A 21,753-nucleotide genomic window follows, 5' to 3' on the forward strand; every position below is an offset into this window, starting at 1 on the left:
CCATGCCAGCCCAAGGTTTTCAATGACTTGTCTACTGTGCATGGGGTTGTTTTCGCGGTTTTTGTTGGAGCGCGATCACATGAGGTTGTCATGCCCGGGCTCGTCCCGGGCATCCACGTTCTTGGTACCGCTTGGTTAGGCGTGGATGGCCGGGACAAGCCCGGCCATGACGATGCGGAGAGTCCGCCCGCCGTTCAACCCCGCACGCGCTTGATCATCTGCTCGACATGGGCGATCGGCGTTTCCGGCTGGATGCCGTGGCCGAGATTGAAGATCAGCCGTCCTTGCGCAAAATTGGCCAGCACATCGTCGACCGCGCGGTCGAGCGCGGCACCGCCTGTGATCAGCACCAGCGGATCGAGATTGCCCTGCACGGCGACCTTGCTTTGCACGCGCTCGCGGATGAAGGCCGGCTCCGCGGTCCAGTCGATGCTGACCGCACTGACGCCGGTTGCCTCGACATAGCCGGGCAGCAGTGCGCCGGCCCCGCGGGGGAAGCCGATGATCTTCGCGTCCGGCACCTTGGCCCTCACGCCCTCCACGATGCGCCGCGTCGGCTCGGTCGACCAGCGCGCGAACTCGGCGGGCGGCAGCACGCCGGCCCAGGTGTCGAAGATCTGTAGCGCGTCGGCACCGGCGGCGAGCTGTGCCAACAGATATTCGATCGAGCTGTCGACCAGCACGTCGATGATCTTCGCAAACGCCTCCGGATGCCGGTAGGCCATCATCCGCGCCGGCGCCTGGTCCGGCGTGCCGTGGCCGGCGACCATGTAGGTCGCAACCGTCCAGGGCGCGCCGCAAAAACCGATCAGCGCGACCTTGGGATCGAGCGCGCCGCGCACGATCTTCAGCGCCTCGAACACCGGCGCGAGCTTGCCCAGGTCGGCGCGCGACGCCAGCGTCGCGACCTTGGCTGGATCGTCCAGCGGCTCGAGCCGCGGGCCCTCGCCGACCTCGAACCGCACCGAGCGTCCGAGCGCATAGGGGATCACCAGAATGTCGGAGAAGATGATCGCCGCATCGAAGCCGAACCTGCGGATCGGTTGCAGCGTCACCTCGGCGGCAAGCTCCGGGTTGAAGCAGAGATCGAGGAAGCCGCCTGCCTTGGCGCGCACCTCGCGATATTCCGGAAGGTAGCGCCCGGCCTGGCGCATCATCCACAGCGGCGGGATGGTCTGGCGCTGGCCGAAGAGCACGTCGATGAAAGGTTTCGTCGGAGACTGGGGCACGAATGATCCTGCAGAAGGTTATGGTTCCTGATACACCCCCAGCCCTCAGCGGAACAGGGGAACCAGCGCGATCGGACCGCGTTGATCAGCCCATGGAGGAGATCATGGCTGAGACATTCAATCCCGCGCCGCACGACAAGCATGCCGAAGACCCGCGCGAGGCGCTCGCTGCCGACCGCAACGCCAAGCTCGACGCCGGGCTGCAGGATACGTTCCCGGCTTCCGATCCCGTGAGCGCCGCGCAGCCGACGCCCTCGAAAGCCGATGCGGATGCCGACCATCCCTCGCTCTGGGACAAGGTTAAGGCCATCTTCAGCTAGCAGCGTCGGGCGCGCCGGATTCCGGCAGGGTCGCTAATGCCTTGTTAGCAATGCGCCGATTGTTGCGTCCGTAGGACTACTGGAAGCGGCTCGAATCGCCGCGCATTCCGGTAGCGGGTTCAGAATTCGATAACAGAAGCGGCAGAGTTTCCGATCAATCGGAGGACCTTGCCGCGTGAGCGCCGTTACCCAACGAGCTGGATGGAGCCGCCTGCCGCTGCGCGCGGCGGCCTTTGTCGTGCTGACCTGCGCGATCATCCTCGGCGGCAGCAGTTGGCGCGAGTGGGCGGCACGCGAGGCGGTGCTCAAGGGCGCCGAAACCGAGATGGCGAACGTCGCACGTTCGCTGACCCAGCATGCCGAGGACAGTCTCGATCTCCTGGACTCCGGCGTGGTCGGCGTGGTCAGCCGTCTGGAGATGGACGGCACTGCACCAGCCACGGTCGCCAAGATTGGAAACGTCCTGGAGGCGCGCAAAAAGGCGTTCACGCGCATCCACGGCCTCGACATCATCGACGATCAGGGCAACTGGCTGACCTCGCCCGGCAAGATCGGCTCGACCCTCAGCGATGATGCGTTCTTCCGATATCACCAGCTCTCGCCGAAGCGCGAGGCCTATGTCGGCAGTCCCGTGAAAAGCCTGCTCGATGGCGAATGGGTCGTCCCCCTGTCACGCCGCTTCAACAAGCCGGACGGCAGCTTCGGCGGCGTGGTGCTCGCGACCATCAGCTCCAGATATCTTTCGCATTTCTACGAGCAGTTCGAGATCGGCCGCAACAGCTCCGTGACGCTGACGCATGGCGACGGCATGATCCTCGCGCGCAATCCAAACAACGAAACGTTCGTCGGACGTAGCGTCGCCGACACGCCTTTTTTTCGCGAGCCGGGCCTGCAGCGGCCGAGCGGCGCCTATCACTTCAAGTCGCCGCTGGACGGTGCCGAACGCGTCAGCTTCTTCAATCGCAGCAGCCGTTTTCCGCTCCTTCTGGTTGCCACGGTCGACAGGGACGAGTTGCTCGCGCCCTGGCGCGCCGCGGCGATCTCCCGCATGCTCTACGTGCTCGCCCTGGTGATGCTGATCGCGGCCATCGGCGGCGTGCTGGTGCGGCAGTTGCACCGGGGCCAGCGCATGGCCGTCGCGCTGGCCGAGAAGGAGGTGCATTTCCGCCTGCTCGCCGAAGGCTCTAGCGACATGGTGACGCGCGTCGGGCTCGACGAGCGGCTGCGCTATGTCTCGCCCTCGTCGGTCCGCGTCGTCGGCTGGCGCCCCAATCAGCTGATCGGCACGCCGGCTCTTGCCGGCATCAATCCGGAGGATCTGCCGGAGGTCCAGGCGATCGTCGACGCCATGAAGCGCGGCGAGAAGGAGGAGGCGCGTTTCACCTACCGCAACGCGCACCGGCAGAACGGCGAAGTCTGGCTCGAATCGACCATGCGGGTGACACGCAAGGGCAACGGCAACGTCGATGGCGTCGTCGCGATCTCGCGCGACATCACCGAGCAGAAGAGGCTGGAGACCAGGCTGGAGACGCTTGCGATCGAGGACAGCCTCACCGGCCTTGCCAATCGTCGCCGCTTCGACGAGCGGTTGAAGGAGGAGTGGGCGCGCGCCTATCGCGACCGCTCCAGCCTCGCTTTGCTGATGATCGACGTCGACCACTTCAAGGCCTACAACGATGAATACGGCCATCCCGCCGGCGATGCCTGCCTGCGTCTGGTCGCAAAGATCATCGCGGCCGAGACGCAGCGCGCCGGTGATCTGGCGGCTCGCTATGGCGGCGAGGAGTTCGCCGTGCTGCTGCCGAACATCGACACCGCCGGCTGCGCCCGGATCGGCGAGCGGATCCGCAGTGCCATTCACGAGGCCGGCCTCGTTCATAGCACCAACCTGCCGGCCGGATGCGTCACCGCTTCGGTCGGCGGCGCGACCTGCCGGCCGGCGCTGGAGCGCACGGCGGGAGTGGCCTCGCTGGTCGAAGCTGCCGACCGGGCGCTCTACGCCGCCAAGGACGCAGGCCGCGACCGCCTGGTGATGTCCGGCGAGGTCATGAACCTGAACTTGCTGCCCAAGGCGTCCGGCCAGTAACACCGATCAATAATGCGGCGGACGCTCGTTGGCGGGCCCCGGCGCATTTGCCTCGGCCTCCTGGAGCCGGTCGTTGAGCTGCGCGATCTGCCGCGTCAGCGAATCGATCTGTTTCCACTGTGCGGTGATGGTCTGGTTCAACGTCTCGATCGTGTCGTCCTGGTAGGCAAGGCGCGTCTCCAGCGTGTCGATGCGCTCGCTCAGCGTCTTGATCTCATTCGTCACGGCCGTGCCCCTTCTCCCGTTCGCGCAAGCCAAGTTCTCGCAAACCGTGGCCGAGCGCCACGCGCTCGTCGAACACGAAGCATTCGCCGCGCCAGCGGCTCTCCGCCTCGGGTACCTCCTCGAGATATTTGAGGATGCCGCCTTTGAGGTGATAGACCTCGGCAAAGCCGCGCGCGAGCAGATGCGCGCTCGCCTTCTCGCAGCGAATGCCGCCGGTGCAGAACATCGCAATCCTGCGGTGTTTGGCCGGATCAAGCTCAATCGCGGCAAAGTCCTTGAACTGGCCAAAGCTCTTGATGCCGGGGTCGACCGCGCCCTCGAACGTCCCCATGGCCACTTCGAAGGCGTTGCGGGTGTCGAGCAGCAGCGTGTCGGGCCTCGCAATCAGCGCATTCCACTCGGTGGCATCGACATAGGTGCCGACCTGGCGGCTCGGATCGGCAGCCTCGTCACCGAGCGTGACGATCTCCTTCTTCAGCCGCACCTTGAGCCGCCCGAACGGCATCGCTTCCGCGGTCGAGAATTTCAATTCGAGATTGTTGAGCCTGCCGCCGAACATGTCGCCGTGTGCGAGTTCGTGGGCGAAGCGATCGATCGCCTCCGGCGCTCCGGCGATCGTGCCGTTGATGCCCTCCTGCGCCAGCAGCACGCTGCCCTTCAGCGCGAGACCAGCGCAGAAGGCGCGCAACGGCTCGCGCAGCTCGCGGTAGTCGGGGAGGGCGACGAATTGATAGAAGGCCGCGACCTTGGTGGCCGAAATCGGATCAGACATGGCGGCTCGTTTAGCAGGCGGCAGCCATCCGGAAAACCCATGGCTGCCGGCGTCGACAACTCCATACGCCCAGCAGATGGCAGCCATTTTCCTGGTATGCCAGCATTGCCCCGCCGGGCCGGAATGTGTCATGTAGACGCGGTTTTCGAGATGGCGCGCCACTCGCGCCGACGGCCAAGAGAGCAAGAAATTCGATGAGAAACTTCCATTTCCCCGGCAGGTCCACGGTCCATGCCACCAACGCGATGGTTGCGACCTCGCATCCGCAAGCCTCGCTCGCGGCGATCGAGGTGCTGCGCGATGGCGGCACCGCGGTGGACGCGGCCGTTGCCGCCTCTGCCCTGCTCGGCGTGATCGAGCCGCAATCGACCGGCATCGGCGGGGACTGTTTTGCGCTGATCCAGCCGCGCGGCGAGGGTAAGATCATCGCCTATAACGGCTCCGGCAGGGCGCCCAAGGCGGCGAACGCCGACTGGTATCTCGAGCGCAAGATCAACTCCGTGCCGCTGACCTCGGCGCATGCGGTCTCGATCCCCGGCGTGATCGATGCCTTCGCGACGGTTCTGCGCGACCACGGCAAGTTCGGTTTCGACCGGCTGCTTCAGCCCGCGATCAAGGCGGCCGAGGAAGGCTACGTCGTTGCGCCCCGCATCGCCTTCGACTGGAAGAACCAGTTCGAGAAGCTGAAGAATGGCACCAACACCGTGCGCTACCTGCTGCCGGGCGGCAAGCCGCCGGTGGCCGGCGACGTCATTCGCCAGGCCGAGCTCGGCAAGACCCTGCGCGCGATCGCCAAGGACGGCCGCGACGCCTTCTACAAGGGGCCGATCGCGGAAGACATGGTCGAGACCCTCAGGGCAATCGGCGGCCTGCACACGCTCGACGATTTCGCCGCGCATACCACAGAGGTAACGACGCCGATCGGCACCATGTACAAGGGCTATGACTTCTGGCAGTGCCCGCCGAACGGCCCGGGCGTCACCGCGCTCCTGATGCTCAACATCCTGTCGCGCTTCGATCTGACCAAGTACGCGCCCGTCAGCGTCGAGCGTTTCCATCTCGAGGCGGAAGCCGCCCGCATCGCCTACATGAACCGCGAGATGCACGTCGCCTCTCCCGAGCACATGAAGATCAACGTCGCCGCGATGCTCGAGAAGGGCTTTGCCGACGAGTACATCAGCAAGATCCGCATGGACGGCATGCTCGACCTGCCGAATGTCGCGCCGCCGATGAACCCCTCGACCATCTACATCACGGTCGTGGACAAGGACCGCAACGTCTGCTCGTTCATCAACTCGATCGCGCATTCCTTTGGTTCCGCCATCGTCTCGAACAAGACCGGCGTCTTGTTCCAGAACCGCGCCGGCGGCTTCCGCATCCAGCCCGGCCATCCCAACTGCATCGAAGGCGGCAAGCGCCCGCTGCATACGATCATGCCGGGCCTGCTCACCAAGGGTGGACGCTCCGTGATGCCGTTCGCCGTGATGGGCGGACAGTATCAGCCGACCGGCCAGACCCATGTCTTGACCAACATCCTCGACTATGGCTGCGACGTGCAGGAGGCGATCGACATGCCGCGCGGCCTGCACTACGAGGGCCAATATCAACTCGAGGACGGCGTGCCGGCTGCGATCGTCGAAGGCTTGAAGAAGCTTGGCCACAAGACCACCAGCGTGGTCGGCCCGCTCGGCGGCGCCCAGGCGATCTGGATCGACTGGGACAAGGGCACGCTCACCGGTGGCTCCGATCCGCGCAAGGACGGCTGCGCCCTCGGCTATTGAGCTCGCGCGGGGTTCCGCGCGGCAGATCAGGAAAAGTTGACGAAGGGCGGGCGCGGCATTTGCCGCGCCGCCCTTTCTCGTTCGGAACTGCACTCATTGCTCCAGGTTAAGGGGCGATGAGCAGTGCAGGCGTGCGCTGCTTTTCAGATCGCGGCGGAGGCCGGCCCATGTCCAACAAATCAAGTTCCAGAACATCATTCGATCGGCGCGCCTTCATGGCCGGCGCTGCCGGAAGTGCGCTGACTCCGATGACGGCGCGTGTGGTTGCGCAGGATGCGACTGCCCCTGTCGCGCAGGATCTCTTGCTTCCCGTCGAGGTCACGCTGCACGTCAACGGCAAGGACAAGCGCCTGAGCATCGATGCGCGCACCACGGTGCTCGATGCGCTGCGTGAACATCTCAAGCTCACCGGCAGCAAGAAGGGTTGCGACCACGGCCAGTGCGGCGCCTGCACGGTGCTGATCGATGATCGCCGCGTGTTGTCGTGCCTGACGCTGGCGCTCGCAGCCGAAGGGCAGGAGATCACGACGATCGAGGGCCTCGCCACCGACGACCGCCTGCATCCCATGCAGCAGGCCTTCGTCGACAACGACGCATTCCAGTGCGGCTACTGCACGCCCGGCCAGATCATGTCCGCCGTGGCCTGCGTGAAGGAGGGACATGCGGGGAGCGAGGCCGACATCCGCGAGTATATGAGCGGCAACATCTGCCGCTGCGCCGCCTATCCCAACATCGTCGCTGCCGTGAAGCAGGCCGCACCCGAGATCATGAAAGGCTAGGCGCATGCGACCGTTTTCGTATCAGAGAGCATCAGACCCCGATATCGCCGTGCGGGTGCTCGGCGCCGCCGCGGCCGCCAACAATCCGCTGACGAAGGCGGTGGCACAGCCGCTTGCCGGCGGCACCACGCTGATCGATCTGATGAAGCTCGACGTGATGCGGCCGACCGCGATCATCGACATCAATCCGCTGGCCCACGCCTGGTCGGCGATCGAGGCAGGCAGCGAGGCCTTGCGGCTCGGCGCGCTCGCAAAGATGTCCGACGTGGCCGGACATGGCGAGATCCAGCGCAGCTATCCGGTGATCGCGGATTCGCTGAAGCTCGCCGCCAGCGCCCAGCTGCGCAACATGGCGACGCTCGGCGGCAACGTGATGCAGCGGACGCGTTGCAACTACTTTCGCGATGTCTCCTATGAGAACTGCAACAAGCGCAATCCCGGCTCCGGCTGTGCCGCGATGGACGGCGTCAATCGCATGCATGCGGTGCTCGGCGTCTCCGACCAGTGCATCGCGACCTATCCCGGAGATTTCGCGCAGGCGCTGATCGCGCTCGATGCCGTGGTCGAGATCACCGGCAAGGCCGGCGCGCGCAGCATGCCCTTCGCGCAGCTTCACAAGGCGCCGGGCAGCACGCCCGACATCGAGACCACGCTTCAGCCCGGGGAGCTGATCTCGGCCTTCTCGATCCAAGGCCGGTGGCCCCGTTCGGTGTATCTCAAGGCGCGTGACCGGCAATCCTACGAATTCGCGCTGTCCTCGGCTGCGATCGCGCTCGACGTGCAGGACGGCACGATCAGGGACGCGCGCGTCGCGCTCGGCGGTGTCGCCACCGTGCCATGGCGGGCGCGCGAGGCGGAGGCGCTATTGAAGGGGCAGAAGTTCGACGAAGCGCTGGCACGGCGTGTGGCCGATGCCGCCTTTGCGGACGCCCGAGGCCGCCGGCACAACAGCTTCAAGATTGCGCTCGGAAGGCGTGTGGTGGCACGCGCGCTCCAGCAGGCCGTAACGATGGAGATCTGACCATGACCGTTGCAGCTCCCGCGCCCAAGGCGAATATGGGGCAGTCCGTGCCGCGCTACGATGCCGCCGCAAAGGTCACGGGGCGTGCGACCTACGCCTCCGACATGCCGCTGGACAATCCGGCCTACGCGTTCCTGGTCACCAGCGCCATCGCCAGGGGGCGCATCGACCGCTTCGAACTCGATGACGCTAGAAGCGTCCGCGGCGTGATCGACATCATTACGCACGAGAACGCCCCGAGGCTGAAGGAACCGAAACTCTTCAGCAATGGCGGCTATGCCGGCACCACGATCCAGCCGCTGACCTCGGCCGAGATCGCGCATGACGGCCAGATCATCGCTGTGGTCATCGCGGAGAGCTATGAGGCCGCGCGCGAGGCCGCCAATCGCGTCAAAGTCAGCTATACGGCGACGGCACCGAGTGCGAGCTTCGAATCGCCGGGAACGACCACGGCAGCCGCAAAGGGACAGAACGGCCAGTTCAAGGAAGATCCCGAGGTCGGCGACTTCGCCAAGGCCTTCGATGCGGCCGAGATCAAGCTCACCGCTTCTTACGACACGCCGACGCAGCACCACAATCCGATGGAGCTGTTTACGACCAGCTGCGTCTGGATGGGCGACAATCTCGTCATCTACGAGGGGAGTCAGTATGTCTATGGCCTGAAGAACGGCGTGGCCGAGCAGCTCGGCATCGACGCCGACAAGGTGCGCGTGGTCAATCCCTATGTCGGCGGCGGTTTTGGTTCGCGCGGCTCGATGACGCCGCGCACCGCCATCATCGCCGGCATTGCCAAGCGCCTGAACCGCCCGGTCAAGCTGGTCCCGACCCGCGACCAGGGCTTTACCATCGCGACCTACCGCGCCGAGACGCGGCACGAGATCAAGCTCGGTGCGAGCCGGGATGGCAAGCTGGTCGCCTTGAGGCATGAGGGAGCCGAAATCTCCTCGCGCCCCGACGCCTATTGTGTCGGCGGCACCAAGACCACGACGCGGCTCTATGCGTGCCCGAATGTCGAAAGCCTGGTGTCGATCGTGCGCGCCGACCGTAACACGCCCGGTTTCATGCGCTCGCCGCCGGAGGTGCCGTATCTGTTCGCGCTGGAAAGCGCGATGGACGAGCTCGCCGTGAAGCTCAACATGGATCCGGTCGAGCTCCGTCGCATCAACGACACCACCACCGAGCCCATTGGCGGCAAGCCCTACACGTCGCGGTCGCTGATGGCGTGCTTCGACGAAGCCGCCAAGGCGTTCGGCTGGTCGCAGCGCTCGCCGCAGGCAAGATCGATGTCGGAAGGCGATTGGCTGGTCGGTTACGGCTGTGCCGCCACCTGCTATCCGACGCAGATGGCGCCGTCCGCCGCGCGCGTGCGCCTCCAGCGCGATGGCCGCACCCGTGTCGAGATCGCCGGCCACGAGATCGGCACCGGCGCCTATACCGTCATCGCCCAGACGGCGGCCGAGCGGCTCGGCGTGCCGCTTGAAAAAGTGGCGGTCTTCATCGGCGACAGCGACCTGCCGCCCGCGCCGGTTGCCGGCGGCTCCAACTCGACCGCCAGCACCTGCTCCGTGGTGATGATGGTGTGCGATCAGATCCGGCAACGCCTGTTCAAGGCGGTGAGGCCGAGCGACAGCCTCGCCGACAAGGCCAAGGAAACTGTCGGCATCAGCCCGGCACCGTCGACCCAGGCGGCGAAGAGCGACCGCCCGCTCGATATCGAGAAGGCATTCGATGCGCTTAGCGTCGGCGTCGTCGAGGAATATGGCGAGTGGAAGCCGGAGGGCGCACCGCCGGACTCGTTCAGGGCCATGCATGCCGGGCAGCCTCGGCTCGTCGGCGGCCATCAGATGAAGGACAAGATCGCCTACGCCTTCGGCGCCGAGTTCGTCGAGGTCCGCGTCAACCGCTTCACGCACGAGATCCGTTGCCCCCGGCTGGTCGGCGCGTTCGCTGCAGGCAGGATCATGAATCCGCGCACCGCGCGCAGCCAGCTGATCGGCGGGCTGATCTGGGGCATGTCCTCGGCGCTGCTGGAGGCCACCGAGATCGACGAGCGCAATGCGCGCTACGTCAACGACAATCTCGCCGACTATCTCGTGCCCGTGAATGCCGATGTGCCCAGCGTCGAGGTCATCATGCTCTCCGAGCAGGACGATCACATCAATCCGGTGGGCGCAAAGGGGCTCGGCGAGCTTGCCAATGTCGGCACCAACGCCGCGATCTGCAACGCGATCTATCACGCCACCGGCCAGCGCATCCGCAAGCTGCCGGTACGGCTGGAAAATATCGAGGTCTGAGGGGTGGAAACGGCGACGTCGTTGGGTTAGACACCTCCCGCCTCAAATGGAAGGTGCCCTATGCAGCGTTTTCAGCGCATGCTCCTCGCTATCGTGTCGGCATTCGCGATCACCGTGATTGGTGGCGTGTCCGATTTCGTTTCCACCACGGCCTCGGCCCAGACCGCAGGAAAGACCATGACCACAGCTTCAGGCTTGCAGATCATCGACTCCACCGTCGGCACCGGTGCCTCGCCGCAGCCCGGTCAGATCTGCGTGATGCACTATACCGGCTGGCTCTATGAGAACGGCCAGAAGGGCAAGAAATTCGACTCCTCGGTCGATCGCAAGGAGCCGTTCGAATTCCCGATCGGCAAGGGCCGCGTCATCGCCGGCTGGGACGAGGGCGTTGCCTCGATGAAGGTCGGCGGCAAGCGCACGCTGATCATCCCGCCGCAGCTCGGCTATGGCGCGCGCGGCGCCGGCGGCGTGATTCCGCCGAACGCGACCCTGATGTTCGACGTGGAATTGCTCGCGGTGAAGTGACGGCGTAGCCGGACGTCGTCATGGCCGGGACAAGCCCGGCCATGACGTAGCGAGCAAGACAAAACAAAAAGACCGGCCTTTCGGCCGGTCTTTTCGCATTCAGATTGCCGGGCCGTCACTCGGCCGCGCGTTTTGCCGCGGCCGCAGCGCGATCCATGGCATCCTTCGCGGCATCCTTGGCGTCGCCCATGGCCTGCTGGCCCTTGCCCTTCACTTCCTGGACCACGCCTTCGCCCTTCATGCGATCGGACCCGGTGGCTTCGCCGATGCCCTGCTTGGCCTTGCCGATCGCCTCGTTCGCGGTGCCCTTGATCTTGTCGGTGGTGCTGCCCATGAAATTCTCCTCTCGGTTTGCTCGCAATGACAACGCCGAGCGGCTACGAGGGTTCCATTTTTAGTATGGCTTGCGGCTGCGGCTTTGGGTTAGTTTGCCGCGCACGAACCAACAGAAGGCAAGTTCCCATGACCGGCCATGACCACTCGCATTCCCACCATGACCACGATCATGATCGCTGGAAGCATGACGGCGTGCGCGTCATTCCGGGCAACCAGCTCGACACCAACGTGCCCTCGACGGCCGGCATGGACCGCGCGGCCGCCATCAATTTCGCACGCGTCGGCGCGCAGAAATTGTGGGCGGGCACGGTCAGCATCAAGCCGGATGCCAAGACCGGCGCGCATCATCACGGCCATCTCGAAAGCGTCATCTATGTGGTGAAGGGGAAGGCGCGGATGCGCTGGGGCGAGAGCCTGCAGTTCACCGCGGAAGCCGGCCCCGGCGACTTCATTTTCGTCCCGCCCTACGTGCCGCACCAGGAGATCAACGCCAGCCCGGACGAGGTGCTGGAATGCGTGCTGGTGCGCAGCGACGGCGAGGCGGTGGCGATCAATCTCGACATCGAGCCGGTGGAGAAGCCCGAGACCGTGCTCTGGATCGACCCGGTGCACCGCGATCCCAACGAGAAGAAGTAAGGCTGCCCGGCGCGCGGGGTTCGGTGCGACAGAACCCCGCAGATCGGGGCCCGAAAAATTAGCCGGAAGCGGTGTCGGATGGCGGCCTGGCCGTCCGTCCTTGGGCAGAACCCCACCCGAGGAGCTTCCGATGCCCAAGATGATCTTCGTCAACCTGCCGGTGACCGACCTCAAGCGCGCGACCGCCTTTTATGAGGCGGTCGGTGCGGTCAAGAACCCGCAATTCAGCGACGAGACCGCGAGCTGCATGGTCTTTTCCGAGACCATTTTCGCCATGCTGCTGACCCACGACAAATTCCGCCAGTTCACACCAAAGCCGATCGCGGATGCCAGGACCTCGAACCAGGTGTTGCTCTGCCTGTCCGCGGACAGTCGCAGCGACGTCGACGATATCGTCGGCAAGGCCGCGGCGGCAGGCGGCGTGGCCGATCCCAGCCCGAAGGACGAATACAGCTTCATGTACGGCCGCAGCTTCGAGGATCCCGACGGCCATATGTGGGGTGTGAACTGGATGGATCTCGCGGCCGCCCCCCTGCAGCCCGAGATGGCGAACGCCTGATCCGAGCCCGGAAGATCTGAAGAGGAGCATTCACGATGTCCAAGCTCGTGCCCTGCATGTGGTTCAACGGCGATGCCGAGGACGCCGCCAAATTCTACGTCTCGCTCGTTCCGAACTCGGAGATCACGCACGTCCAGCGCAACGTTTCGGACGGCCCCTCCGGCAAGGAGGGCTCCGTGCTCGTCGTCGAGTTCACGGTGGCCGGACAGCCGCTGGTCGCGCTCAATGGCGGGATGAAGATGGAATACACCCACGCGATCTCGCTGATGATCCATTGCGACGACCAGGCCCAGGTCGACAGCGTCTGGAACGCGTTCCTCGCCCATGGCGGCAAGGAAGAGCAGTGCGGCTGGCTCCGGGATCGCTGGGGCGTGGCCTGGCAGGTGGTGCCGAAAGTGATGTTCGAGTTCCTGTCGAGCCCGGACAAGGCAGCGGCCGCGCGCGCGATGCAGGCCATGATGAAGATGGTCAAGCTCGACGTGGCCGTCCTGCGTCAGGCCTTCGAGGGCAAGCCGGCGGCGTGAGATACGGAGAAGCCGCGACGTACTGGATGTCCCGCCTTCGCGGGACATGACAGCGGAATTTGGGGCGAGATCTCCGTCCTAATAATTGATCCGCAGCCCGACGCCGCCGTGGATGGTGTTGCCCACCGGCTGCGGGCCGAGCGTGCCGTTGGCGAAGAGATCCACGATCCAGCCCTTCTGCACGCGGAAGCCGAGGCGGCCGCCATATTCGAACCAGCCCTGGTTGCCCATGGTCGGCACCACCGTGCCGTTGCCGGTCACGGTGGCGACGATGCCGCTGTGACTCGCAAACGACTGCACCCAGCCGCCATTGATGTTTGTCTCGATGTTGCTGCCGAAGAGATGCGTCCACTGGCCGCCGATCTTGACGAGGCTGGTGCGGTCGGTGCCATCAGCGATGCTGGCGTCGAATGGATTGAAGGCCACCGTACTGTCGCTATAGCCGGAGACGCGCTGCCAGAGCTGCCAGACCTCGATCGAGGCCGCGACCTCGTCGCGCGGCGAGAGGCGGCTTATCCAGCCGGCGCGACCGTAGACGGCGTAGTTCGAGGCGTTGGTCGAGCTGGTCACGCTCACCGGGCCGAGGCTGGTGTCGTAGCTGCGCGTGTAGCGCGCCTTCTCCCATGGCGTCAGGATCGTGCCGACGTCGAAGAACGGCCGCGACGAGCCCCAATCGGTAAAGTCATAGCGCAACGCGAAAGCGCCGATCGGTGCGCTCGTGATCTTGTAGCCGCCCTCGTCGTAATGCGTGTAGGCGATGCCGGCGAGCAGCGACAGATTGTTGGTCAGCGCCTTGCGGCCGTGGATGCCGGCCGAAAACGAGCCGGCCGAGCCGAATGCGCTGATGCAGTCGCCGCAATTGATCTGCTCGTTGACGCCGAGCAGCACCGTGCCGAGCACCCGGTTGGTGATCATCTGGTTGAAGCGCTGGTTGGCGAGGCCGCCGATCGAATTGCCGCTGGAAGCCGCGCCGGTTGGTGTCGGGCTCGGCGACGGATATGGGCTGGGGGAAGGATACGGGCTCGGCGACGGTGAGGGCGCAGGGCTTGGTGAAGGCGTAGGACTCGGGGAGGGCGCTGGCGAGGGCGTGTAGGTCGGCGACGGATAAGGCGTCGGCTCGCCGCACTCGGACCCGCACTCCGACGCCTGCGCAGCCGCCGGGCGGGCCCCCGAGGCGACAAGCGCAAACGCGGCCAATGCGGTCAGCACGCCGATGAGGATGAGGCGCCGGAAGCGATATTTCGTCATCGTCAGCGCCCGCACAGCATGCCGTCGTCCTGGACGGCGGGCATGATGGTCGGCGAGGCGCCGGCGTACTGGTTGACCGCGCACAGTCCGGCACTCGCGGCGCAATTGGCGGCAAACGTCCAGGGCGGCGTATTGGACTTGGCGATGCTCACCTTGCCGCCGGTCGAGGTGATGATCGCGGTGTCGCCTGGCTGGGTGAGCTGCACGCACTGGGAGCTCTTGGTGCAGACGCTGGCCGCGCCGTCCTGAAGCACGACCACGGAGCGCCCGCGTTGCGAGAGAATGTCGAGCGTGGTGCCGCGCACACCGATGGTCGCAAGCGGCGTCGTGATCTTGTAGGCGGCCTTGTCGGAACGCCCGGTGACGAAGCGGAAGGCGCCGGTGGTCATGCGGATCGCGACGTCGCGATAGCTGCGCTCGTCGTTGAAGACGGTGCGGTCGAGCTTCAGCGTGGCACTCGGGCCGAGCGACAGATTGGTGCTGTCGGCCATCACGAAACGCGCCGCGCTGTCGGCGCCGGTGCGCACGGTCTCGTCGCGCAGCATGCTGTCGCCGACATTGATCGGCGTCGTGGTCGCGGCCACGCGCACGACCTCGTTCTGGATCACGACGGCTTCGCCGACGCGAGTCTGCGCCTGCGCGCTGGAGCCGGCGCACAATGCGGCCGACGAGAGGATGGAGAAAAGCCAAAAACGCAAATTCATTTCGCAACCGATCGATATGTCCCTGATCGTACCGGATCGCGCTCGCTTGCGATGTGGCGAAATTATCACAAGCGGCGCGGGACGTGCGCTATGCTTAGTGACAGTTGCGGCAGAATGCGTTCAATGAAAACGACGATCCTTGTTTTTGTCCGCGGTGACGCAAATTTGCCACGCAAGATATCTCAACAGCAGCCACTCGAGGCGTTCGCAGTTCCAAAACTGTCGCGGAGCGCAGTGATTGCTGTCGCGATTTTCCTGCTTGCTCATCTGGCGCTGCTGATCGGTCTCACCACGCCGGAGAAATTCGTCTTCGACGAGGTGCATTACGTGCCGGCGGCGCGGCAGATGCTGGCGCCCGTGATGTCGCAGCCGATGCTCAATCCGATGCATCCGCCGCTGGCCAAGGAGCTGATCGCGGCATCGATCGCAACCTTCGGCGACAACGCGCTTGGCTGGCGCTACCCCGCGACGTTGTTCGGCGCGTTGGCGATCGTTGCAATCTATCTGTGCGGGCTCGCGCTGTTTTCCGCGCAAGGGCCCGCGATCGCCGCGGCGCTGATTGCGGCGCTCAACCAGATGCTGTACGTGCAGGCTCGCATCGCGATGCTCGACGTTTTTGCACTCGGCTTCGGCCTGCTTGCGACCGCGGCCTTCATGCATGGCTTTCGAGGAGAGCGGCCGCATGCCTTTTTTTCCGCGGCAGGAGCTCTGTTCGGACTTGCTGCGGCCTGCAAATGGAGCGGCCTGTTTCCGCTTGGCGTCTGCATCGGCATCGTTGCGGTGATCCGCCTGATGCAGGGCTGGCATACGCGGTTCGCCGACGCGAGGCCGGAGGACTGGTATCGGCCGGAGCTGTGGCCCGGCTTGAGGCTGCATCATGTCGCGCTCTGCTTCGCCGTCTTGCCGATGGTGACCTACCTTGCCGCTTTCGTCCCGCTCCATGGCGTGTCGCTGCCGGATTTGATCGAGGCGCAGCGGCGGATCTTCGCCGACAACACCACGACGGCCATCGCCGGCCACACCTATATGAGCGCATGGCCGTCCTGGCCATTGCTCGCGCGCCCGGTGTGGTTCCTGTTCGACAAGACGGGAGATGACAACGTCGCTGCGATCGTCTTTCTCGGCAATCCGCTGGTGCTCTGGCCGGCTCTGCTCGCGCTGGTCATCGTGTTGCGGGATTTCATCCTGGCGCGGCGGTGGGATGCATTCCTGATCGCGGCATTCTATTTCGGTCCCTGGCTCGCCTGGGCGTTGCTGCCGCGTACCCTGGGCTTCATCTACTACTACCTGCCGGCCGCGACCGCGGCGTCGCTGGCGCTGGTCTATGTGCTGCGCCGGGAGGGGCTGCCGCGCTGGCTGCTGTGGGCCTATGTCGGCGTCGCTGCGGCCGGCTTTGCGGTCATGCTGCCGATTTCCGCAGCCTTCATCGGCACGTCCATGCGAACCTTCGGCCGCCTGATGCTGTTTCAAAGCTGGATATGACATCGCCGCCTGCCGGGCTGGGGCAGGCGGCGTGTCTCTTGCGCGACGATCGCGTGTTACTTCGCTGCGGTCTTGGTGTCCATGTTCACGACCTGGACGCGGCGGTTGATCGGGTCGGTGCCGTTGGCGGCATCCTTCAGCTTGGTCTCGCCGTAGCCGACGGTGACCAGATCGGTGCCGTTGAGGCCGTAGTTCTGCATCAGGTATTTCTTGATGGTGTCGGCGCGCCGTTCGGAGAGCCCTTGATTGTACTCTTCGCCGCCGGTCGCGTCGGTGTGACCGGCGACCACGAAGGTCGAGCCCTTCAGCGCCGGATCGGACAGCGCCTTGCCGAGCGCCTGCACCGATGCCAGCGACGTCTTGGCGATGTCGGCCGAGTTGTAGTCGAACTGGATCTCCAGATCGATCTTCGGCTTGGTCGCCGCGAGCTCGGCGATCTGCTCGCGCTCGCCGGTCGAGAGCGACCTGGTCGAGCGGTTGCGCACCGTGTTCAGGAAGGTCGCTTCCTTGGCTTGCGCGGTCGTGTCGGCCTGCGGACCGACGGACAGGCCGCGGGTTGCCGGCTTGGGCTTCAGTGCATCGATGATTTTGTCGGTGGAGACATTGCTGTCGCCGGCCAGGGCCAGGCCCGCCGTCATCGACAGGGCTGCGGTAAGAGTAATCGCCTTCAATGCAAAAGACTTATCAAAACGGGTCATTGTCGAATCCTCGCTGCTACGCCTGATGGCGATTTGATACTGCGAGCCTAGGGGAGGTTCAAAAGCCTCGATGTGATCTTCCTCACATTCGAAATTGCCCGCGGCTCTGATCTGGTTCGATCGTCTGCGGCTTGGGGCGGGACTGGGAACCCCGGAAATCCCCGTTCCTGATCGTCGAAAGAGCGTCGGGGGAGCGCCCAAAAGCCGCACGCCGAGAGCGGGCTGATTCGGCAATGCGGCAACGAAATGTCTTCTCCCTGAAAAACTTGCCGTTGAAGAATGGCAGTTGTGGTGGCCGGCATCAGGCCGGCTGCCTTTCCTGGAGGAGAAGATTGATGAAGACCCTGTTGCTCGCGACGGCATTCGTGGCGCTTGCGCTGTCCCCCGCATCCGCCGCCAAGATGGCGTGCACCAGTGCAAATATGGCCAAGCTCGTTGCCGGGATGGGCGGCGAAGACACGCCGGGCAAGATCGCAGCGAGGAAGTCGATGGCCGCGGCCAATTCCGACATGAGCAAGGGCAACATGCGCGGCGCCTGCAAGCATTATATGAGCGCCGAGAAGGCGATGGCGATGAAGTAGGCTCCCGCAATCCCGGACGTGATGGCCGCGCTGGCAGCAGATGGCAGCGCGGCTTTTTCGTGTCCCTGCTTCTTGCCTCGCGGCGAATCCGGCTACATTGCATTCCGCAATGCCCCGCGCCCCGAAACCACTTCCGCTCTCGACCAAACAGGCCCGGCAGATCTGGCTGCGTGCCCAGCGGCTCGACGTGCGCGAGCCGTTCGGGGAGGGCGCGCAGGCCGTCGCCGACGCGACTGCTCATCTCGGCTATGTGCAGATCGACACCATCAACGTCATCGAGCGCTGCCATCACCATATCCTGTTCAGCAGGATCCCGTCCTACCGTCGCGCCGATCTTCGCCAGGCCCACAGCGTCGACAAGAGCGTGTTCGAATACTGGACCCACGCGCTCTCCTACGTGCCGGCCGCCGACTTCCGGTTCTTCCTGCCGGCGATGCGCGAGCACCGGCGCGAGGGACACAGATGGTTCGGCTCGGTGAAGCCGGCCGACACGCGCAAGGTGATGCGACTGCTGCGCGCCGGCCCGCTGACGATCCGCGACATCGAGGACGACGTGCTCGTCGAAAAGGAGCACCTCTGGCAGAGCCGCAAGCCGTCGAAGCGCGCGTTGCAACTCGCCTTCTATACCGGCGCCGTCACCATCAGCGAGCGCCAGGGCATGCTCAAGACCTATGAGCTGATGAACCGTCATTTCGGCTGGGACAAGCTGCCGAGGCCGGCATCGGCAAGGGAGATCACGGCCTATCTGCTCGACCGCGCGCTGCGCGCGCAGGGCGTGGTCAGTCTCGATTCGATCTGCCATCTCGACGCGCCGAGCAAGAAGCCGGTCGCGCGCCTGATCGCCTCGCGCGTCCGCCGCGGCGAGCTCGTGCCTGTTACGCTCGAGGGCGCCGGCAAGCAGGAGCATTGGGCCTCGCCCGCAGCGCTGGAGGCGGGCGGCGAAGGGCCGCCGCCCGATCTCGTCCACATTCTTTCGCCGTTCGATCCCCTGATCATCCAGCGCAAGCGCACCAATCTCATCTTCGGCTACAACCATCTGTTCGAAGCCTACGTGCCGAAGGCCAAGCGCAAGCTCGGCTACTTCGCGCTGCCCGTGCTGGTCGGCGACGAGATCGTCGCCGCGCTCGATCTCAAGACCGACCGGCAGGCGAAGAAGCTCTTGATGCAGAAATGGACCTGGGTCGGGCAGGGGAGGAAGACCGCGGGGCGCAAGGAGCTCAAGCGTGTGATCGAGGAAGAGCTCGATCGCTTCGAACGGTTTCAGCTCACGGAGTGAGCCGTCATCATTCCCCTGTCTAAAGCGCGATGCGATTAGGATGAATCCCTGAGTGCGTGCGAGTCTCGCGGCCCCCAGGACCGGACAGCACGTACGCATACCGGTCCAGCACCTCGGCGGCGGAATAGTCCGAACGTCGCGCGAACTCGTCGCGCAGCCCCAGTCGCGCGGAGACTCTCAGGCGCTCGGTCGTGGCAGTCGTCATCACGGGGTCGAATCCCAGTTCCCGCAGGCCCGCCGCCACGCCATCCATCTCCACCGCCCGGCGCTCGGCATGAAGGACGTCGGAGCGGACGCACATGTCCAGGAACTTGCTGAACGTGGTGGCATCCATCGACGTGCAGATCCCGCGCATGGTTTCATCGCGCACGCCGGCAAGCGTTGCGGCGGTCAGAGCTTCGACCAGCAGCGCCTCCATGCCTTTCGTCACCACGCTCCGCAACATTTTCACGGCCGCTGCGGTCCCGGCTTCGGGACCAGCCACCTCGATGCGGAAGCCGAGTGGTTTGAAGATGTCGGCGAAGCGCTCGGCACCGCTGCCGGACGTGTAGAGCGTGACCGCGGCACCATAGAGATCGACGGAGCCCATCAGGTTCGCGTCCGCGAACAGGCCGCCGCGCGCCTCGACGGCTTCGGCGACACGGTTCTTCGTTCGCGGGGTCGCAGCGTTGATGTCCACCACGAGACAGCCGGGACGGATGATCTTCGAAATGGCCTCACCCGTCTCAGCCGCGACGGCAACGACGACGGCGGAAAAGATCACGTCCGCGTCCGTGAGGTCCTCGAGCCGGTCGGCGAGCGTGACGCCACAATCGGCCGCCACCGCGCGAAAAGCCCGAGAGTAGGGCGGCGCGTTCGTCTTGCCCTGACAGAATGCGACGATCCGTGCTCGGGTCTGGGTCGCGAGATGCTTTGCGAAGCATTGCGCGGCCTCGCCAAATCCAACGAAGGCGATCTTGGGCTGCTGCATGGCTGAGCTGTCTCCTGTATCCGACCGGTCCGATTCCGATGGAGGGCGAGGTCTCCTCGCGCGACTTCCCACCGCCGCCATTGTGCTGAGTTCGACGTCGAAGTCAATGAACCGGTTCATTTGCGGGACGATCGCCGGAAACAATTGTTGAGCAAATTGTTCAATTATATAGCAAACCTCGATGGGACGACCTTGCCAGAAGTCGTGAACCGGTTCATATGATTCTATGCCAGCGCAGATTCGCCGATCGCAAACCGTGAAGGTCAGGGACGTCGCCCGGGAGGCTGGCGTCGCGGTCGGCACGGTATCTCGTGTGCTCAACGATCATCCCACGGTGACCAGAGAGCTGCGCGAGCGCGTCGAAAGGGCCATGGCGCATCTCGGCTATGAGGTCGACGTCACGGCCCAGAGCATGCGCGCGGGCCGGTCGCGGCTCGTCGCCTGCGCCATTCGTGATTTCGACATCCCGCGCTTCGCGCTGTTCATCAAGGAGGCCGAAGCGGTCCTGCGTGAGGCCGGATACACCTTGCTGCTGGCGAGCACGACCAATCGTCCCGAAGTCGAGATCGCCCTGTTGAGTGCTTTCCGCAGGCGCCGGGTGGATGGCGTGATGATGACGCTGAGCGATGAGCAGCATCGCGACGTGCGCGAAGCGCTGTCGGAGGCGCCGATGCCGGTCCTGCTCATCGACCGGGATCGTATCGAGGCACTGGATCGCGTCACAGCCGATCATCGCCAGGGCGCGCGCCTTGCGACGAGCCATCTGCTCGGCCTTGGGCACCGGCGAATTGCCGTGCTTGTCGGCGACACCAAGGCCTTCCCGTCGCGCAGCCGCCTCGAGGGACTTCGTGAGGCCTATGCGGCGGCGGGCGTCGTGCCGGATCCGAGGCTGCTGCGCGACAATGTGCTCTCGAGTGAAGAAGCCTATCGGGCGACGGCGTCGCTGATGAGCCTTGCCGATCCCCCGACGGCGCTCTTCGTCGCGGCGATGGATATGCTCGGCGGTTGCCTGAGAGCGCTGCGAACGATGGGCATCGCGGTCGGGGACGGGATTTCGGTGGTGGCCGGCAGCGATTCGGATCTCGCCGAACTGCATACGCCGCCCATTACGGCGATTGCGTGGGATCTCGCGGCGATGGGCCGCCATGCCGCGACCATGCTGCTGGAGCGTATGCGCGGCGATGAGATCGAGCGCGGCCGTGGTCTCACCGTGCCGACGGAACTGATCATTCGCGGGTCGACGCGGCCTGTTACGAATTGAGCGTGTTTGGCTGGGGCTGAATCCGGTTTCTCGCGACGCGGCTGTCGAGCCAGATGCCGACGACGATACCGGCGAGGTAGGCGACCAGATTCCACAGCGAGAATATGCGACCGAGCAGCAGCGCGCCGGCCGCTGTCAGCCGGAACGCATCGAGCCATGGCGTGTGCACCAGGCGGGAGAATTCCACGATGACCGCAATCGCCACCGCGATGGCCGCAATCTGCGTCCGCGTGAGGCGTGGCAGCACAACCCCGACCAGCAAGAACACCATCGTGGCCCACAAGAGCGAGCCGCCATATTTCACCACGAAGGCCGGAAGCCCGAGCGGAAAGCCGTACCAGCGCAGCGACAACCCGCAGACGATCACCATCGCGGTGAGGCCGGCGCGGATCAGCGATGTCAGGACCGGCGCAACAGGTTGATCCGGCTGCGCCCCGCGCATTGCT

The 21,753-nt window shown here is 65.0% G+C and carries 23 protein-coding genes; 14 read left to right on the forward strand and 9 right to left on the reverse strand.

Annotated features, from left to right (window positions below):
• Nucleotides 1–194 precede the first annotated feature (194 nt).
• A complete protein-coding gene (gene hemE / locus FJV43_RS25200; RefSeq protein WP_239621773.1) occupies nt 195–1,229 on the reverse strand; it encodes a uroporphyrinogen decarboxylase in 1,035 nt (344 codons plus the stop codon).
• 104 nt (nt 1,230–1,333) lie between these two features.
• Here hemE and FJV43_RS25205 point away from each other — a divergent pair, with 104 nt between their 5' ends.
• Nucleotides 1,334–1,549 carry a hypothetical protein gene (locus tag FJV43_RS25205; RefSeq protein WP_239621774.1) on the forward strand — a complete coding sequence of 72 codons (216 nt, stop codon included), beginning with the start codon at nt 1,334–1,336 and terminating at the stop codon, nt 1,547–1,549.
• A gap of 175 nt (nt 1,550–1,724) precedes the next feature.
• Nucleotides 1,725–3,635 (forward strand): diguanylate cyclase, encoded by a 1,911-nt coding sequence (locus FJV43_RS25210; protein WP_239621775.1) that lies wholly within the window; start codon nt 1,725–1,727, stop codon nt 3,633–3,635.
• 6 nt (nt 3,636–3,641) lie between these two features.
• Here FJV43_RS25210 and FJV43_RS25215 read toward each other — a convergent pair whose 3' ends face one another.
• Together FJV43_RS25215 and FJV43_RS25220 are read right to left on the reverse strand one after the other, a co-directional pair.
• Nucleotides 3,642–3,860, reverse strand: a complete 219-nt coding sequence (locus FJV43_RS25215) for a SlyX family protein (protein WP_239621776.1) — start codon at nt 3,858–3,860, stop codon at nt 3,642–3,644.
• The gene (locus FJV43_RS25220) at nt 3,850–4,632 is read right to left on the reverse strand and encodes a rhodanese-related sulfurtransferase (RefSeq protein ID WP_239621777.1); all 783 of its coding nucleotides are present in this window, start codon (nt 4,630–4,632) and stop codon (nt 3,850–3,852) included. Before FJV43_RS25220 ends, FJV43_RS25215 begins: the two co-directional genes overlap by 11 nt.
• A 194-nt stretch (nt 4,633–4,826) precedes the next feature.
• On the opposite strand from FJV43_RS25220, the gene ggt reads away from it, so the two are divergent.
• The 5 genes from ggt to FJV43_RS25245 all read left to right on the forward strand — a co-directional run bounded on the left by ggt (nt 4,827) and on the right by FJV43_RS25245 (nt 11,032).
• Complete coding sequence (gene ggt / locus FJV43_RS25225) at nt 4,827–6,413, forward strand: gamma-glutamyltransferase (protein ID WP_239621778.1); 1,587 nt, start codon at nt 4,827–4,829, stop codon at nt 6,411–6,413.
• 167 nt (nt 6,414–6,580) lie between these two features.
• Nucleotides 6,581–7,192 carry a (2Fe-2S)-binding protein gene (locus FJV43_RS25230; RefSeq protein ID WP_239621779.1) on the forward strand — a complete coding sequence of 204 codons (612 nt, stop codon included), beginning with the start codon at nt 6,581–6,583 and terminating at the stop codon, nt 7,190–7,192.
• A gap of 4 nt (nt 7,193–7,196) precedes the next feature.
• A complete protein-coding gene (locus FJV43_RS25235) occupies nt 7,197–8,213 on the forward strand; it encodes a xanthine dehydrogenase family protein subunit M (protein ID WP_239621780.1) in 1,017 nt (338 codons plus the stop codon).
• A gap of 2 nt (nt 8,214–8,215) precedes the next feature.
• Nucleotides 8,216–10,507 carry a xanthine dehydrogenase family protein molybdopterin-binding subunit gene (locus FJV43_RS25240; RefSeq protein WP_239621781.1) on the forward strand — a complete coding sequence of 764 codons (2,292 nt, stop codon included), beginning with the start codon at nt 8,216–8,218 and terminating at the stop codon, nt 10,505–10,507.
• A 60-nt stretch (nt 10,508–10,567) separates the two neighbouring features.
• The gene (locus FJV43_RS25245) at nt 10,568–11,032 is read left to right on the forward strand and encodes an FKBP-type peptidyl-prolyl cis-trans isomerase (protein ID WP_239621782.1); all 465 of its coding nucleotides are present in this window, start codon (nt 10,568–10,570) and stop codon (nt 11,030–11,032) included.
• Between the two features lie 115 nt (nt 11,033–11,147).
• On the opposite strand, the gene FJV43_RS25250 is transcribed toward FJV43_RS25245, so the two are convergent.
• Complete coding sequence (locus FJV43_RS25250) at nt 11,148–11,366, reverse strand: CsbD family protein (protein ID WP_239621783.1); 219 nt, start codon at nt 11,364–11,366, stop codon at nt 11,148–11,150.
• A 128-nt stretch (nt 11,367–11,494) separates the two neighbouring features.
• Here FJV43_RS25250 and FJV43_RS25255 point away from each other — a divergent pair, with 128 nt between their 5' ends.
• From FJV43_RS25255 to FJV43_RS25265, 3 genes are all read left to right on the forward strand, one after another.
• Nucleotides 11,495–12,004 carry a cupin domain-containing protein gene (locus tag FJV43_RS25255; protein WP_024341406.1) on the forward strand — a complete coding sequence of 170 codons (510 nt, stop codon included), beginning with the start codon at nt 11,495–11,497 and terminating at the stop codon, nt 12,002–12,004.
• Nucleotides 12,005–12,134: 130 nt separating this feature from the next.
• Nucleotides 12,135–12,563, forward strand: coding sequence for a VOC family protein (locus FJV43_RS25260; RefSeq protein WP_239621784.1), 429 nt, complete (start codon nt 12,135–12,137; stop codon nt 12,561–12,563).
• Between the two features lie 35 nt (nt 12,564–12,598).
• A complete protein-coding gene (locus tag FJV43_RS25265; protein WP_239621785.1) occupies nt 12,599–13,087 on the forward strand; it encodes a VOC family protein in 489 nt (162 codons plus the stop codon).
• Between the two features lie 78 nt (nt 13,088–13,165).
• Here the strand turns inward: FJV43_RS25265 and FJV43_RS25270 are convergent, their stop codons facing one another.
• Both FJV43_RS25270 and FJV43_RS25275 read right to left on the reverse strand, forming a co-directional pair.
• Nucleotides 13,166–14,335, reverse strand: a complete 1,170-nt coding sequence (locus tag FJV43_RS25270) for a hypothetical protein (RefSeq protein ID WP_239621786.1) — start codon at nt 14,333–14,335, stop codon at nt 13,166–13,168.
• 2 nt (nt 14,336–14,337) lie between these two features.
• A complete protein-coding gene (locus FJV43_RS25275; RefSeq protein ID WP_239621787.1) occupies nt 14,338–15,039 on the reverse strand; it encodes a FecR domain-containing protein in 702 nt (233 codons plus the stop codon).
• A 51-nt stretch (nt 15,040–15,090) separates the two neighbouring features.
• Here FJV43_RS25275 and FJV43_RS25280 point away from each other — a divergent pair, with 51 nt between their 5' ends.
• Nucleotides 15,091–16,521 carry a phospholipid carrier-dependent glycosyltransferase gene (locus FJV43_RS25280; RefSeq protein ID WP_239621788.1) on the forward strand — a complete coding sequence of 477 codons (1,431 nt, stop codon included), beginning with the start codon at nt 15,091–15,093 and terminating at the stop codon, nt 16,519–16,521.
• A 56-nt stretch (nt 16,522–16,577) separates the two neighbouring features.
• Here the strand turns inward: FJV43_RS25280 and FJV43_RS25285 are convergent, their stop codons facing one another.
• Complete coding sequence (locus tag FJV43_RS25285; RefSeq protein ID WP_239621789.1) at nt 16,578–17,219, reverse strand: OmpA family protein; 642 nt, start codon at nt 17,217–17,219, stop codon at nt 16,578–16,580.
• Nucleotides 17,220–17,554: 335 nt separating this feature from the next.
• On the opposite strand from FJV43_RS25285, the gene FJV43_RS25290 reads away from it, so the two are divergent.
• Both FJV43_RS25290 and FJV43_RS25295 read left to right on the forward strand, forming a co-directional pair.
• Nucleotides 17,555–17,800: a hypothetical protein gene (locus tag FJV43_RS25290; protein ID WP_131866094.1), complete on the forward strand. Its 246-nt coding sequence runs from the start codon at nt 17,555–17,557 to the stop codon at nt 17,798–17,800.
• Nucleotides 17,801–17,909: 109 nt separating this feature from the next.
• A complete protein-coding gene (locus tag FJV43_RS25295) occupies nt 17,910–19,076 on the forward strand; it encodes a crosslink repair DNA glycosylase YcaQ family protein (RefSeq protein WP_239621790.1) in 1,167 nt (388 codons plus the stop codon).
• Nucleotides 19,077–19,095: 19 nt separating this feature from the next.
• Here the strand turns inward: FJV43_RS25295 and FJV43_RS25300 are convergent, their stop codons facing one another.
• Entirely contained in the window at nt 19,096–20,046 is a 951-nt protein-coding gene (locus tag FJV43_RS25300; protein ID WP_239621791.1) for a DUF1932 domain-containing protein, read from the reverse strand.
• A 226-nt stretch (nt 20,047–20,272) separates the two neighbouring features.
• Here FJV43_RS25300 and FJV43_RS25305 point away from each other — a divergent pair, with 226 nt between their 5' ends.
• Nucleotides 20,273–21,307, forward strand: a complete 1,035-nt coding sequence (locus tag FJV43_RS25305; protein WP_239621792.1) for a substrate-binding domain-containing protein — start codon at nt 20,273–20,275, stop codon at nt 21,305–21,307.
• Here FJV43_RS25305 and FJV43_RS25310 read toward each other — a convergent pair.
• Nucleotides 21,297–21,749, reverse strand: a complete 453-nt coding sequence (locus FJV43_RS25310; RefSeq protein WP_239621793.1) for a DUF2809 domain-containing protein — start codon at nt 21,747–21,749, stop codon at nt 21,297–21,299. The genes FJV43_RS25305 and FJV43_RS25310 overlap by 11 nt on opposite strands.
• Nucleotides 21,750–21,753: the final 4 nt, after the last annotated feature.

The organism is Bradyrhizobium sp. I71 (assembly GCF_022354745.1).
Lineage (GTDB): Bacteria > Pseudomonadota > Alphaproteobacteria > Rhizobiales > Xanthobacteraceae > Bradyrhizobium > Bradyrhizobium liaoningense.